The 13,480-nt window shown below is 65.7% G+C and carries 12 protein-coding genes and 4 tRNA genes; 10 read left to right on the top strand and 6 right to left on the bottom strand.

Annotation, left to right across the window (positions count from 1 at the left end; genetic code table 11):
- Window positions 1-8 precede the first annotated feature (8 nt).
- From AC1DDA_RS01375 to AC1DDA_RS01365, 3 genes are all read right to left on the bottom strand, one after another.
- Window positions 9-413, bottom strand: a complete 405-nt coding sequence (locus AC1DDA_RS01375) for a carboxymuconolactone decarboxylase family protein (protein ID WP_476794329.1) — start codon at window positions 411-413, stop codon at window positions 9-11.
- Complete coding sequence (locus AC1DDA_RS01370; RefSeq protein WP_476794328.1) at window positions 349-777, bottom strand: MerR family transcriptional regulator; 429 nt, start codon at window positions 775-777, stop codon at window positions 349-351. The genes AC1DDA_RS01375 and AC1DDA_RS01370 overlap by 65 nt, the downstream gene beginning before the upstream one ends.
- 132 nt (window positions 778-909) lie before the next feature.
- On the bottom strand, window positions 910-1,320 hold the full coding sequence (locus tag AC1DDA_RS01365) for a DUF2000 family protein (protein ID WP_476794327.1): 411 nt from the start codon (window positions 1,318-1,320) through the stop codon (window positions 910-912).
- Window positions 1,321-1,390: 70 nt separating this feature from the next.
- Between AC1DDA_RS01365 and AC1DDA_RS01360 the strand changes: the two genes are divergently transcribed.
- The 3 genes from AC1DDA_RS01360 (at window position 1,391) to AC1DDA_RS01350 (ending at window position 3,912) form a co-directional block, all read left to right on the top strand.
- Complete coding sequence (locus tag AC1DDA_RS01360) at window positions 1,391-2,191, top strand: AraC family transcriptional regulator (RefSeq protein WP_476794326.1); 801 nt, start codon at window positions 1,391-1,393, stop codon at window positions 2,189-2,191.
- Window positions 2,192-2,273: 82 nt separating this feature from the next.
- Window positions 2,274-3,260, top strand: a complete 987-nt coding sequence (gnd, locus tag AC1DDA_RS01355) for a phosphogluconate dehydrogenase (NAD(+)-dependent, decarboxylating) (protein ID WP_476794325.1) — start codon at window positions 2,274-2,276, stop codon at window positions 3,258-3,260.
- Window positions 3,261-3,291: 31 nt separating this feature from the next.
- Complete coding sequence (locus AC1DDA_RS01350) at window positions 3,292-3,912, top strand: gluconokinase (RefSeq protein WP_476794324.1); 621 nt, start codon at window positions 3,292-3,294, stop codon at window positions 3,910-3,912.
- Between the two features lie 9 nt (window positions 3,913-3,921).
- Here the strand turns inward: AC1DDA_RS01350 and AC1DDA_RS01345 are convergent, their stop codons facing one another.
- Window positions 3,922-5,358, bottom strand: coding sequence for a multicopper oxidase family protein (locus AC1DDA_RS01345; RefSeq protein ID WP_476794323.1), 1,437 nt, complete (start codon window positions 5,356-5,358; stop codon window positions 3,922-3,924).
- 189 nt (window positions 5,359-5,547) lie between these two features.
- Between AC1DDA_RS01345 and AC1DDA_RS01340 the strand changes: the two genes are divergently transcribed.
- From AC1DDA_RS01340 to lon, 5 genes are all read left to right on the top strand, one after another.
- Window positions 5,548-5,632, top strand: a tRNA-Leu gene (locus AC1DDA_RS01340).
- Window positions 5,633-5,823: 191 nt separating this feature from the next.
- Entirely contained in the window at window positions 5,824-7,260 is a 1,437-nt protein-coding gene (gene tig, locus AC1DDA_RS01335) for a trigger factor (protein ID WP_476794322.1), read from the top strand.
- A 161-nt stretch (window positions 7,261-7,421) separates the two neighbouring features.
- The gene (locus tag AC1DDA_RS01330) at window positions 7,422-8,045 is read left to right on the top strand and encodes an ATP-dependent Clp protease proteolytic subunit (protein WP_441511400.1); all 624 of its coding nucleotides are present in this window, start codon (window positions 7,422-7,424) and stop codon (window positions 8,043-8,045) included.
- A 273-nt stretch (window positions 8,046-8,318) separates the two neighbouring features.
- Window positions 8,319-9,587: an ATP-dependent Clp protease ATP-binding subunit ClpX gene (gene clpX, locus AC1DDA_RS01325; RefSeq protein WP_441511401.1), complete on the top strand. Its 1,269-nt coding sequence runs from the start codon at window positions 8,319-8,321 to the stop codon at window positions 9,585-9,587.
- 348 nt (window positions 9,588-9,935) lie between these two features.
- Window positions 9,936-12,362, top strand: coding sequence for an endopeptidase La (gene lon, locus AC1DDA_RS01320; RefSeq protein WP_441511402.1), 2,427 nt, complete (start codon window positions 9,936-9,938; stop codon window positions 12,360-12,362).
- A 110-nt stretch (window positions 12,363-12,472) separates the two neighbouring features.
- Here the strand turns inward: lon and AC1DDA_RS01315 are convergent.
- Window positions 12,473-12,549 (bottom strand) — tRNA-Asp (locus tag AC1DDA_RS01315).
- Window positions 12,550-12,617: 68 nt separating this feature from the next.
- Window positions 12,618-12,693: transfer RNA gene (locus AC1DDA_RS01310), tRNA-Val, on the bottom strand.
- A gap of 97 nt (window positions 12,694-12,790) precedes the next feature.
- Here AC1DDA_RS01310 and AC1DDA_RS01305 point away from each other — a divergent pair.
- Together AC1DDA_RS01305 and AC1DDA_RS01300 are read left to right on the top strand one after the other, a co-directional pair.
- Complete coding sequence (locus tag AC1DDA_RS01305; RefSeq protein WP_476794321.1) at window positions 12,791-13,279, top strand: hypothetical protein; 489 nt, start codon at window positions 12,791-12,793, stop codon at window positions 13,277-13,279.
- Window positions 13,280-13,395: 116 nt separating this feature from the next.
- Window positions 13,396-13,472, top strand: a tRNA-Asp gene (locus tag AC1DDA_RS01300).
- Window positions 13,473-13,480 lie beyond the last annotated feature (8 nt).

Below are 13,480 nucleotides of genomic sequence, written 5' to 3'. Positions count from 1 at the left end.
GCCCTGGCTCACGCCGCGAGGTCGCGCGCCGCAAACACCTCCTTGGCCGCGAACAGCCCGTTCAGCGCGGCCGGAAACCCGGCATAAACAGCCATCTGCATCAGGACCTCCGTGATCTCCTGGCGCGAGAGCCCGACATTGAGCCCCGCCTCGATATGCACCTTGAGTTGCGGCGCGGCATTACCCATCGCCGCAAGCGCGGCGATCGTCGCGATCTCGCGGGCGCGCAGGTCGAGACCGGGCCGCGAATAGATGTCGCCGAATGGAAACTCCAAGACATAGTCGGCGAAATCAGGTGCGACATCGGCGAGCGCCGCGATCACCTTGTGGCCGGCTTCGCCGTCGATCTCAGCGAGGGCGCGCTTGCCGCGTTCGAGACGACTGTTGGCGGCGTTGGAAAAGCTCTGCGTCATGATCGTCGATCCTCTTCTCGGCGTCGCCATAGCCGGCGATTTTGGTGTCGAGGACGAGAAGGCAGGCGTTGAGCTCCGCAATGCGGGCGCGGACCTGCTCGCGGTGACGCTCCAGCTGCGTGCGGCGCTCGGATTCCGTGCCGGAACCCTGTTCTCGCAAAGCCGCGTAGCGCAGCATCTCGCGGATCGGCATGCCCGTGGTCTTGAGCTTGCCGAGGAACTCGATCCAGACGAGGATCGAAGCGTCGTAGTCGCGCTGGCTCGACCGGTCCCTGTCGGCATAGGGCAACAGCCCGATCCGCTCGTAATAGCGGATCGTATGGGCCGATAATCCCGAACGCCTGGCCAGTTCACCGATTTTCATGGGCGCCTTCTTCTCATCACGACGCCTTGGAAGCTACGGGTTCGAGCGCGCTCTAAGTCAAGCGTCTGTCGGCGAGAAAATGAGAGCGCCGCGAGGATGCCCGGCGCTGGCATGCGAGCTTGAATCGAAATCTCAGCCGTGCAGCTTCAACCCCTTGACGATCTTGTCGATTTCCTTGCGCTCGGCATGGAGACCGACCCCGACGAGGTCGAGATCGGCCGTCGTGACCGCCGCCACCGCCGCACGGTTGTCGACGTCGTTGCCGGTCGTGAACAGCTCATTCGTATAGAGATGAGCCCGCACGCCGCGGCCCTGCGCGCGCTGCATCACCTGTTTCAGATCCTCAGCCGTGGCGGCGAAGATCAGCACTGGCTGGCGGATCAGCGGGCCATAGAAGCGGCCCGAACCGTCCTGATACGGTTCTCCCGCAATTTCGGGGGCAGCGCCGACAAGCCCTCCCGACAGGAAGCTGGCGACGTTGAGTTTTTGCCAGGTCGCGAGATTCTCGCGCACCACGATGGCGATCTTGGTATCGTAACGCATGGATCGAGCGATAGCCGAAGCGGGAAAGGCGCGTCTTGAACGATCGTGCAGATCGGGGGCCGAGGATTGGGTGCGGCTCGGCAGCGGGACTGACGGCATCGAGCGGATCGAGGCCTTCTTTCGCGGCTACGCCTATGACCCCCACCGCCACGACACCTACGCTTTCGGCCTGACGCTCGCGGGCGTGCAATCCTTCGATTATCGCGGCGCGCGCCGTGACAGCCTCAGCGGCCAAGCCATCGTCATCCATCCGGACGAAGTCCATAACGGGCGTTCCGGCATCGCCGAGGGCTTCCGCTACCGCATGCTCTATGTCGAGCCGCGGTTGATCCGCGACGCGATGGGCATGGGCGGCAAGGCCTTGCCCTTCGTTTCCGCCGCGGTCTCGCAGGACCGGCGCCTGGTCGGCGCCATCGCACGCGCGTTGCGAGATTTCGATGCGCCGCTCGACTCGATGGCCGTCGACGATCTGATGCAGCGGCTTGCGGATGCCTTGCTCGCCCTCGATCCCTCGGCAGCGAGCCCCAGACCAATGCGCTCCGATGTCGCGGCACTGGAGAAGGCGCGCGACTGTCTCGACGCCCATAGCGCCGAGGGGGTCGATTCGGCGCGGCTCGAGGCCGTCTCCGGTCTCGATCGCTTCGCTCTGGCGCGTCAGTTTCGCGCGGCCTTCGGCACCAGCCCCTATAATTATCTGATAATGCGCCGCCTCGACCGCGCCCGGCGCCTGCTGGCGCAGGACCTGTCGCTGGCGGATGCCGCCTTCGCCTGCGGCTTCGCCGATCAGAGCCATCTGACCCGCCAGTTCCGCCGCGCCTATGGCGTCACACCGGGGCATTGGCGAGCCTTGCAGAGCCGGGCCCGGACATGACGCCGGAACTGCGCCGGCTTGCCCCGCCCGCCGCCTCCATGCTTGAAGCAGCGACAAAAGCGGGCTTCGCGGAGTGTCGGATATGCAGCTTGGAGTGATCGGCCTCGGCCGCATGGGGGCCAACATCGTGCGCCGCCTGATGCGCGCCGGCCATGAATCCGTGGTCTATGACCGCGATCCGAAGCCGGGGCACGCGCTCGCCGCCGACGGCGCGATCGTGGCGGCCGATCTCAGGGACATGGTCTCCAAGCTCAAGGCGCCGCGCGCCATCTGGGTGATGCTGCCGGCCGGCAAGATCACCGAGGCGACATTGGCCGAGCTCGCCGGCCTCGCCGGTGCCGACGACATCCTGATCGATGGCGGCAACGCCTTCTGGAAGGACGATGTCCGCCGCGGCAAGGAACTCGCGGCCAAGGGCATCCACTACATGGACATCGGCACCTCCGGCGGCGTGCATGGGCTGGAGCGCGGCTACTGCCTGATGATCGGCGGCGACAAGTCGGCTTTCGACCGGCTGGAGCCGATCTTCAAGGCGCTGGCGCCGGGCAAGGGCGATATCGAACCCACCAGGCATCGCGAGGGCCGCAATCCGACGAGCGAGCAGGGCTATCTGCATTGCGGCCCGACCGGCGCCGGTCATTTCGTCAAGATGGTCCATAACGGCATCGAATACGGCATGATGCAGGCCTTCGCGGAGGGCTTCGACCTGCTGCGCAATGCCTCCGCCAAGGAGGGCTTGCCGGCCGAATACGGCTTCGATTTCGACGTAGCGGAGATCGCCGAGGTCTGGCGCCGCGGCTCGGTCGTCACCTCCTGGCTGCTCGATCTCACGGCAGAGGCGCTGGCGGCTGACGAGGAGCTGTCCTCCTACACCGGGAACGTTTCGGATTCCGGCGAGGGCCGCTGGACGGTCGATGCCGCCGTCGAGACGGCGACGCCCGCGGAGGTGCTGACATCGGCGCTGTTCGCGCGCTTCCGCTCGCGCGTCGACCACACCTTCGGCGAGAAGATCCTCTCCGCCATGCGCGCCGGCTTCGGCGGCCATGTCGAGCCGAAGAAGCAGGGGTGAGGCCGTGAGCTCACAAAAGCCGGCAGGTTCCTTGAGCCCTCATCCTGAGGAGGCCGCGGCAGCGGCCGTCTCGAAGGATGCTCCAGAGCGCTCTGAAACATCCTTCGAGGCGCAGCCTGCGGCTGCTCCTCAAGATGAGGGCTCGCCCATCAGGCCCGCCGTCATCGTCGTCATGGGCGTCGCCAGCTCGGGCAAGACCTCGCTGGGCGAGCGGCTGGCCGCGCGGCTCGGCTGGCCTTTCCGGGACGCCGATTCCTTCCATCCGCCCGAGAACGTCGCCAAGATGGCCGGCGGCACGCCGCTGACCGACGAGGACCGCAAGCCCTGGCTCGCCGCGATCGCCGCCTGGATCGACGATCTCAGGGCGAAAGACGAGCACGGCATCGTCACCTGCTCGGCGCTGAAGAGGGCCTATCGCGAGGTGATCGTCGGCGATCGGCCGGACGTCGCGCTGGTCTATCTCAAGGGCTCGCGCGAGCTGATCGGCCGGCGCATGGCCGCCCGGCAGCATCATTTCATGCCGCCGGCGCTGCTCGACAGCCAGTTCGCGACACTGGAAGAGCCCGGGCCGAACGAGCGGCCGCTCGTCGTCTCCGTGGAGGACAGCAAGGAGGCTATCGTGCAGGACGTGGTCGACCGGCTGGGGCTGTGAGGCTCAGCCTCACGTCACCTCGAACCACGCCCACACGCCGAGGTCGAAGCGCTCCAGCACGCTCGATGAGATCAGCCAGCGGCCGGGATTGTCGGCGATGAAGGCGATGTGCAGCCTCTTGCGCTCCGGAATCTGCACGGTGTCGAGGAAATAGTTCTCCCAGCCGTCGTCGAGCGGGTGCAGCAGCCGGAAGCTGTGGCCATGGACGTGCATCGGCTGGATGAAGGCGGTGCGGTTGTCGATGGCGATCACCATCGGCGTGCCGCGCTTCACGCTGAACAGCGGCTTGCCGTCGAGGCTGCCGACGCCGCCATTGACCTGCCAGGGCCGGGCGAGATCGAGGCCGGAGAAGTCGAGCTTCTGGTCGTCGCCGAGCTTCGCGCCCCCCTCGATCACGATCTCCGGACGCGTCGCATCCTGCATGCGGACGGCGGCGGGCAGCGACGGGTTGAGCTTGAGCGCGGGAACCGCCGCGGGGGGCACCTTCGGCTCGCCCGCGGTCACGATTCGCACCAGCGGCAGGCCCGGCCCGATCAGGGCGGTGACATTGACCGAGGCACCGACTTCTATCGGCAGATCGAGGACCACATCGTAGCGCGTCCCCGGCGCGAAGGGCAGTTGCGAGCGAACCGGCTCGAAGCTCTCCGTCGGCTGGCTGTCGACCGCGATCACGGTCGGTTTGCCGCCATCGAAGCGCAGCCGCATGATCCGGGCGTTGCAGGCATTGGCGAGGCGCAAGCGGATCCGCGCGCCCGGCCTTGCGGTCACCGGCAGCGGCGGGGAGCGGCCGCTCACGGTGAGCCAGCTGCCAAGCCGCCCGGCGGAGGCTGCGGGGTTCCCTTGCAGGACGAAGGGCTGGAGCGACTGGTCGTCGCCGAGCAGCCAGTCCGTCACCAGCACCGGCAGGTCGAGATCCACCGCGGGAGGCTCGTTCTCCTCGACGATGAGCAGTCCGCTCAGGCCGCGGCCGCAGGGCTCGGACGAACCGCCGAGCACGAGCGGCCGGTACAGCAGGGTGCCGCTGTCCGGTGGGGTCAGGCGGATGTCGCCGGTCTCGCCCGGAAGGATCGGCGGCTGGCTGAAGCCGCCGACGCCGTCGCGCGCCGCTTCGCCGCGCAGGCCGTAGCAATGCAGGCCGAGCGGCGCCGTCGTCCGGTTCTCCAGCTTCAGGCTCAGCGTTTCCCCCTGCTTGATTCGCAGCGTCGGGCCCGGCGTCACTCCGTCGAAGGCCCAGATCTCGGTCTCGGCGGCGGGCGTGGGGCGCAGCCTGGTTTTGGCCGGAGCAGCCGTGAGCATGCGGGGCTGCGCGACATCCGGCGCTTTCGCTGGCGCGGCCTGCGTCTGCGCGAAGCCCGTCGACGGCGCCAGCAATCCGGCGCTGCCGAGCCCGGCGAGCAGATGCCGGCGGGACAGCAGGACGGGGCGGGCAAGGCGTGGTTTCGTCATGACATATCGCATAATCCGCGTGGCCTGCTCTGGCGAGAGGCGCCACGCGGCGCGCCGTGGAAACACGCGCCGGAAGGGTTCTTTGCAGAACCGTCATTTTTTTGCTGCAAGCGCCGGCCGAAATGCGTATAGCACCGCGGCTTAACGATGGCCGCGCTGCGTTTGCTCGCACGCAGCGCTATCGGGCCGGCGGGCGTGGCGGAACTGGTAGACGCACTGGATTTAGGTTCCAGCGGCGAAAGTCGTGGGGGTTCGAGTCCCTCCGCCCGCACCATCGGCCTAGATCGCCGCGCGCCCTTGCGGGTGCGGAACGGCGGTCTATGTGTTTGTTGCCGCATCGGATTTTCCGAGGAGTGGGTTCCACTTTTTGGTCCGATGCGAGAGTTTTTCGCGAGCGCGGCGGCGGTCGGAACCGGCGTCGCGCTTTGGACATTGAGACGTAAACGAGCTGTTGGCGGTAAAAAAATGAACGTGACCGAAACCCTGTCCCAGGGCCTCAAGCGCGAATTCCAGGTGGTGCTGAACGCCGCCGACCTGAAGACGAGGCTCGACGACAGCCTGCAGGACCTTCAGGGCAAGGCCAAGATCAACGGCTTCCGTCCGGGCAAGGTGCCGGTCGCCCATCTGCGCCGCCTCTATGGCCGTTCGGTGATGTCCGACGTGCTGCAGAACGCCGTCAACGAAGCCAACCAGAAGATCGTCGCCGACAACAACCTGAAGCTCGCCTTCGAGCCGCAGATCCGCTTCCCCGAGAACAAGGACGAGATCGAGGCCGCGATGGAGGCCAAGGGCGATCTCGCCTTCACCGTCGCGCTCGAGGTTCTGCCGAAGATCGAGCTGGCCGACATCTCCGACGTTTCGCTGACCAAGCCCGTCGCCGAGGTTCCAGACGCCGATGTCGACGCCGCCCTGCTGCGCATGGCGTCCGGCAACCGCACCTATTCGCCGAAGGGCGAGAAGGCCAAGGCCGAGAGCGGCGACCGCCTGATCATCTCTTATGTCGGCACCATCGACGGCAACGCCTTCGAGGGCGGCACCGGCGAGGGCATCCCGCTCGATCTCGGCTCCGGCCAGTTCATCCCCGGCTTCGAGGAGCAGCTCGAGGGCGCCAAGCAGGGCGAGACCCGCACGATCAAGGTCACCTTCCCGGAGAACTACGGCGCGGCCCATCTCGCCGGCCAGGCGGCCGAGTTCGTGGTCACCGTCACCGAAGTCCAGGGCCCGGATGCCGTCAAGATCGACGATGAGCTCGCCAAGGCCTTCGGCATGGAGTCGCTGGATGCCCTGCGGGCCGCCGTGAGCGAGCAGATCGGCCGTGATTTCCAGGCCCAGTCCCGCCGTAAGCTGAAGAAGGGCCTGCTCGACGCGCTCGACGGCAAGTACACCTTCGAGCTGCCGCCGACGCTGGTCGAGCAGGAGTTCAACAGCGTCTGGAGTCAGGTCGAGGCCGACATGAAGGCCGCCAACAAGACCTTCGCCGACGAGGACACCACCGAGGACGCAGCCCGCGCCGACTACCGCAAGATCGCCGAGCGCCGCGTGCRCCTCGGCCTCGTGCTGGCCGAGATCGGCGAGCAGGCCAAGGTCCAGATCTCGGATGACGAGGTCACCCAGGCCCTGATCGAGCGCGCCCGCCAGTTCCCGGGCCAGGAGAAGCAGGTCTGGGAGTTCTATCGCAAGAACCCGCAGGCGCTGGCCGAGATCCGGGCCCCCATCTTCGAGGAGAAGGTCGTCGACCATCTCCTCGGCCAGGTGAAGGTCGAGGACCAGACCGTCTCTCGCGAGACGCTCTATGCCGATGACGAGGCCGAGGAGACTGCCGAGGCCAAGCCGAAGAAGGCCGCCGCCAAGAAGGCCAAGAAGGCCGAGGCCAGCGAGAAGGCTGACGACGCCTCCGCCTGAGGCCGCCGGCAACCTTAATGCCAACATTCGCGCCGCCGGCCTTCAAGACCGGCGGCGCTTCCCTTTTCAGCCGCGTTCGCCGTGCTTATGTGGTTGTCTTCCTAGCAGCCGTTGATTCGATAAACCGCCGCAATCCGGCGCTATCACCCGAGGACTGAGCCATGCTTCGCGATCCGATCGAGACCTACAACAATCTCGTCCCGATGGTGGTCGAGCAGTCGAGCCGTGGCGAGCGCGCCTTCGACATCTATTCGCGCCTGCTGCGCGAGCGCATCATCTTCCTGACCGGCCCGGTCGAGGATTTCTCCGCGTCGCTGATCGTGGCGCAGCTTCTCTTCCTCGAGGCCGAGAACCCCAAGAAGGAAATCTCCTTCTACATCAACTCGCCCGGCGGCGTGGTCACCTCCGGCCTGTCGATCTACGACACGATGCAGTTCATCCGCTGCCCGGTCACGACGCTCTGCGTGGGCCAGGCCGCCTCGATGGGCTCGCTGCTGCTGACGGCCGGCGCCAAGGACATGCGCTTCGCCCTGCCGAACGCCCGCATCATGGTCCACCAGCCTTCCGGCGGCTTTCAGGGCCAGGTCACCGACATCCTGATCCACGCCAAGGAAGTCGAAAGCCTGAAGAAGCGGCTCAATGAAATCTACGTGAAGCACACCGGCCGCAGCTACGAGGAAGTCCACGCCGCGCTGGAGCGCGACAACTTCATGACCGCCGAGCAGGCCAAGGAGTTCGGCCTGATCGATCAGGTCATCGAGAAGCGGCCGGAAGAGGCAGCCTGAGCCCTGCGATGCGGGGTGTCGAACCTGTGGGTTGGCGTGCCGGCTCACAGGGGCCATATTGAAAGAAGATCGGCCCCGTGTTTGCATGGGGTCGGGGGTGAGCGGACGAGCGCTCCACTATGATCCGGTTTGGATTGGCCCTGCGTTTCCGGATGTATCGGAACGGGTCGTTAACCTAATCATCGTGATCTGAGCGCTTATTTATGACGGAGAGACGACGGTTGCATCCGCCTCGGCTGATGTGGTCCCGGTCTCCGGAACTGGAGATGGACAATGGCTAATAAGCCCGGCGGCGACTCTAAGAGCACGCTGTACTGCTCTTTCTGCGGCAAGAGCCAACACGAGGTCCGCAAGCTCATCGCGGGCCCGACCGTGTTCATCTGCGATGAATGCGTCGAGCTCTGCATGGACATCATCCGCGAGGAATCGAAATCCGCGCTGGTGAAGTCGAAGGACGGCGTGCCGACTCCCAAGGAGATCCGCAAGGTTCTGGACGACTACGTCATCGGCCAGGATCATGCCAAGAAGGTGCTCTCGGTGGCGGTCCACAACCACTACAAGCGCCTCAGCCATGCGACGAAGCACAACGACGTCGAGCTGGCGAAATCCAACATTCTGCTGATCGGGCCGACCGGCTCGGGCAAGACCCTGCTTGCGCAGACGCTCGCCCGCATCCTCGACGTGCCCTTCACCATGGCGGATGCGACGACGCTGACCGAGGCCGGCTATGTCGGCGAAGACGTCGAGAACATCATCCTCAAGCTGCTCCAGGCCTCCGACTACAATGTCGAGCGGGCGCAGCGCGGCATCGTCTATATCGACGAGATCGACAAGATCAGCCGCAAGTCGGACAACCCCTCGATCACCCGCGACGTCTCGGGCGAGGGCGTCCAGCAGGCGCTGCTGAAGATCATGGAGGGCACGGTCGCTTCGGTTCCGCCGCAGGGCGGGCGCAAGCATCCGCAGCAGGAATTCCTGCAGGTCGACACCACCAACATCCTCTTCATCTGCGGCGGTGCCTTCGCCGGTCTCGACAAGATCATATCGAGCCGCGGCAAGGGCACCTCTATCGGCTTCGGCGCGACCGTAAAGGCGCCCGACGAGCGCCGCACCGGCGCGATCTTCCGCGAGGTCGAGCCCGAGGATCTGTTGAAGTTCGGCCTGATCCCGGAGTTCGTCGGCCGCCTTCCGGTTCTGGCGACGCTGGAGGATCTCGACGAGGCCGCGCTGAAGACGATTTTGACCGAGCCGAAGAACGCGCTGGTCAAGCAGTATCAGCGCCTCTTCGAGATGGAAGACACGCAACTGACCTTCACCGACGAGGCCGTCAGCCTGATCGCCCGCAAGGCGATCGAGCGGAAGACCGGCGCGCGCGGCCTGCGTTCGATCATGGAGGGCATTTTGCTCGAAACCATGTACGAGCTGCCCGGCCTCGAGGGCGTCGAGCAGATCGTGATCGGCCCGGAAGCGGTGGAGAACAAGGCGCGGCCGCTGTTCATCTACGCGGAGCGCGAGGACGAGACCAAAACCGCCTCGGCCTGAGATTTTTCAAGCCTTGTGACAACGCGACGCGCGCCATTGGCGCGCGTTTTGCGTTGTGATGGGCATTGGCTCGTCGCAGTGCCGTACTGCGACAGCTTCGTGGGAGATTGAACCGTCGCAGGTCTTGGTTTCCGTCCTTCGCCTGCTGCAGGACAGCGGTGCATGGCCCGGATACCTCGCTTGAAAGCCGGCGAGGAAGTCTCCACCTTAGGTGCACTTGCGAGAGTCGCATGCCTAGCTAGGGTGCGATGCGCGGGGGCGGAGGAGCGAATGGTCGCTCTGGCCGCATACGTCCGATCGCTCAGCCCATCTTGGGGGGGTGCCGGGCGCAACTGCAAAGGAACTGCCATGACTGGCTCGACGCCACGCGCTCCCTTCGTCCCAGGCGAGACCGGCACCTACCCGGTTCTGCCTTTGCGCGACATCGTCGTCTTCCCGCATATGATCGTCCCGCTCTTCGTGGGGCGCGAGAAGTCGATCCGCGCGCTCGAGGAAGTGGTGAAGACGGACGGGCTCATCCTGCTGGCGACCCAGAAGAACGCCGGCGATGACGACCCGCAGACCAAGGATATCTATGAAATCGGCACGCTCGCCCGCGTGCTGCAGCTTCTCAAGCTGCCCGACTCCACCGTGAAGGTGCTGGTCGAGGGCGTCGGCCGCGCCAAGGCGCTGTCCTATTCCGCGACCGAGTCCTACTACGAGGCGGAGGCCACCGGCCAGGCCGAGGAGGAAGGCAAGAAGGTCGAGGTCGAGGCGCTGGCCCGTTCGGTCGTCAGCGAGTTCGAGAGCTATGTGAAGCTCAACAAGAAGATCTCGGGTGAGATCGTCGCTGCGGTCTCGCAGATCGACGAGCCGGCCAAGCTCGCCGACACGGTTGCCTCGCATCTGGCGGTGAAGATCGCCGATCGCCAGGGCGTGCTGGAGATCACCAACGTCGCCCATCGTCTGGAGAAGGTGCTCTCGCTCATGGAAAGCGAGATGTCCGTGCTCCAGGTCGAGAAGCGCATCCGCTCGCGCGTCAAGCGCCAGATGGAGAAGACCCAGCGCGAGTACTACCTCAACGAGCAGATGAAGGCGATCCAGAAGGAGCTGGGCGACGGCGAGGAAGGCCGTGACGAGCTGGCCGAGCTGGAGGAGCGCATCGCCCAGACGAAGCTGACCAAGGAAGCCCGCGACAAGGCGACGGCCGAGCTGAAGAAGCTGCGCCAGATGTCGCCGATGTCGGCCGAGGCGACCGTCGTGCGCAACTATCTCGACTGGATGCTCGGCATCCCGTGGGGCAAGCGCTCGAAGATCAAGAAGGACCTCAACGCCGCCCAGCTGGTGCTGGACGACGATCACTTCGGCCTGGACAAGGTCAAGGACCGCATCGTCGAGTACCTCGCCGTGCAGCAGCGCGCCAACAAGCTCGCTGGCCCGATCCTGTGCCTTGTCGGCCCTCCCGGCGTCGGCAAGACCTCGCTCGGCAAGTCGATCGCCAAGGCGACGGGGCGCGAGTTCGTCCGCATGTCGCTCGGCGGTGTGCGTGACGAGGCCGAGATCCGCGGTCACCGGCGCACCTATATCGGCTCGATGCCCGGCAAGATCATTCAGTCGATGAAGAAGGCCAAGACCTCCAACCCGCTCATCCTGCTCGACGAGATCGACAAGATGGGTCAGGACTTCCGCGGCGATCCCTCGGCGGCCCTGCTGGAGGTGCTCGACCCCGAGCAGAACTCGACCTTCAACGACCATTACCTCGAGGTCGATTACGACCTGTCGAACGTGATGTTCGTGACGACGGCGAACACGCTGAACATCCCGCCGGCCCTGCTGGACCGGATGGAGGTGATCCGCATCGCCGGCTACACCGAGGAAGAGAAGACCGAGATTGCGCGCAAGCACCTGATCGCGAACGCGATCAAGAAGCACGGGCTGACCGGCAAGGAGTGGTCGATCACCGACGAGGCTTTGCAGACCCTGGTACGGCGTTACACCCGCGAGGCCGGTGTCCGTAACCTCGAGCGCGAGATCTCCAACACCGTCCGCAAGGGCGTGAAGGACATCGTGCTCGGCAAGAAGGACAAGGTCGTCGTCGACGAGAAGCTGCTCGAGGAATATCTCGGGCCGCCGCGCTATCGCTATGGCATGGCGGAGACGGAGAATCAGGTCGGTGTCGTCACCGGCCTGGCTTGGACCGAGGTCGGCGGCGAATTGCTGACGATCGAGGGCGTCATGGTGCCCGGCAAGGGCCGCATGACCGTCACCGGTAACCTGCGCGACGTGATGAAGGAATCGATCTCGGCGGCGGCGTCCTATGTCCGCTCGCGGGCCGTTGATTTCGGCATCGAGCCGCCGCTCTTCGACCGGCGCGACATCCACGTCCACGTCCCGGAAGGGGCGACCCCGAAGGACGGGCCTTCGGCAGGCATCGCGATGGCGACCGCCATCGTCTCGATCCTGACCGGCATCCCGACCAACCGTGACGTCGCCATGACCGGCGAGATCACGCTGCGGGGCAGGGTGCTGCCGATCGGCGGGTTGAAGGAGAAGCTCCTGGCGGCGCTGCGGGGCGGCATCAAGAAGGTGCTGATCCCGGAGGAGAACGCCAAGGATCTGATCGATCTTCCCAAGTCGGTGAAGGACGGCATGGAGATCGTCCCGGTCTCGCGCATGGAGCAGGTGCTGCAGCATGCGCTGACCCGCCAGCCGGTTCCGATCGTCTGGGAAGAGGATCTGAAGGCCGTGCCCGCTCCGGGCGCGGACGACGAGGCGGCGGGCGTCGTCGCCCACTGATCTTCGAGCCGAGGAATGAGAGCCGCCGGTGCGCAAGCGCCGGCGGTTTTCTTGTGGGCGCCGGCAGGATGATTCATCCGGGTAGGACTGGCCGGCATGTCCGGGGAAACTGGCGCGGGCGACGGGGCTCGAACCCGCGACCTCCGGCGTGACAGGCCGGCACTCTAACCGACTGAGCTACGCCCGCGTTTTGCTGCGACGCGCGGTCGTCAGCAGGGTCTGGACCGTGGCTAGGCCACGATGTCCGGGAAGGGCTGGTGGGCAGTGACGGGCTCGAACCGCCGACATCCTCGGTGTAAACGAGGCGCTCTACCAACTGAGCTAACCGCCCCCGGTGCTTGCCGTTTAAGGCCTGAAGCGTCGCATCGCAAGCGCCCCCCGTCGCTCGTGTGTGGACGAATCGCGTCTTCCGGCCGAATTCCGCCATCTTGATCGGCAGGCTGGCCCGGGTGAACGCATCTTTGCAGAATCGCTTCCGCTCGCGCTGCCGGCGGCCCCTAGCCGTCGCGGCTCTCGCAGCCGCTCTGGGGCTAGAGCCGGCATTGGCGCAAACGCTGCTCCCAGATTCCTTTTTTGCTGGCCGCCCGGCCTTCTCGCAACCCGAGCAGCCGGGCCAACCGGCAAGTTGCGAAGACGTCGCCGGACAATTGCCCGGTTCGATCCCGCCAGATTCGCGTGTGGATATGGCGATCACCGGCACCGTGTCCTTGATTCAGACCGATGGGACGCTCTGGTATGTCGCCGTCTGCGCTGAACCGGGCATCCGCGTGCTGTGCGTGACCTACAGCGCCAACGATCTCAAATTGGGCGACAAAGCCCTCCTGCGAGGCGGATATAACCGTCAGGACCGCAGACACGTGCTGCTCGATCCCTGCCTCGCATCGCCTGACATGGGAGGGGGCACGCCTGAACCGTGAATGCCGGCGAAGGGATTTTTCCCCAGATGTGAATTTGCCGGCATCACGCGCTTGACACTTCCAGCCGGGGGCAATACTCACCACGTCGCTGAGGGCGAATGCCTCAGCCGCCCAGCGCGGGCGTAGCTCAGTTGGTTAGAGTGCCGGCCTGTCACGCCGGAGGTCGCGGGTTCGAGCCCCGTCGCCCGCGCCATATAAATC

This window comes from Allobosea sp. 10N428, from assembly GCF_056394545.1.
This window is presented reverse-complemented; position numbering and strand designations above follow the sequence as displayed.

Coding starts and splice junctions, on each gene's coding strand:
- lon (WP_441511402.1), top strand. CDS start 9,936: ATGACTGGCTCGACGCCACGCGCTCCCTTCGTCCCAGGCGAGACCGGC.
- AC1DDA_RS01375 (WP_476794329.1), bottom strand. CDS start 413: ATGACGCAGAGCTTTTCCAACGCCGCCAACAGTCGTCTCGAACGCGGC.
- AC1DDA_RS01370 (WP_476794328.1), bottom strand. CDS start 777: ATGAAAATCGGTGAACTGGCCAGGCGTTCGGGATTATCGGCCCATACG.
- gnd (WP_476794325.1), top strand. CDS start 2,274: ATGCAGCTTGGAGTGATCGGCCTCGGCCGCATGGGGGCCAACATCGTG.
- AC1DDA_RS01345 (WP_476794323.1), bottom strand. CDS start 5,358: ATGACGAAACCACGCCTTGCCCGCCCCGTCCTGCTGTCCCGCCGGCAT.
- AC1DDA_RS01365 (WP_476794327.1), bottom strand. CDS start 1,320: ATGCGTTACGATACCAAGATCGCCATCGTGGTGCGCGAGAATCTCGCG.
- clpX (WP_441511401.1), top strand. CDS start 8,319: ATGGCTAATAAGCCCGGCGGCGACTCTAAGAGCACGCTGTACTGCTCT.
- AC1DDA_RS01330 (WP_441511400.1), top strand. CDS start 7,422: ATGCTTCGCGATCCGATCGAGACCTACAACAATCTCGTCCCGATGGTG.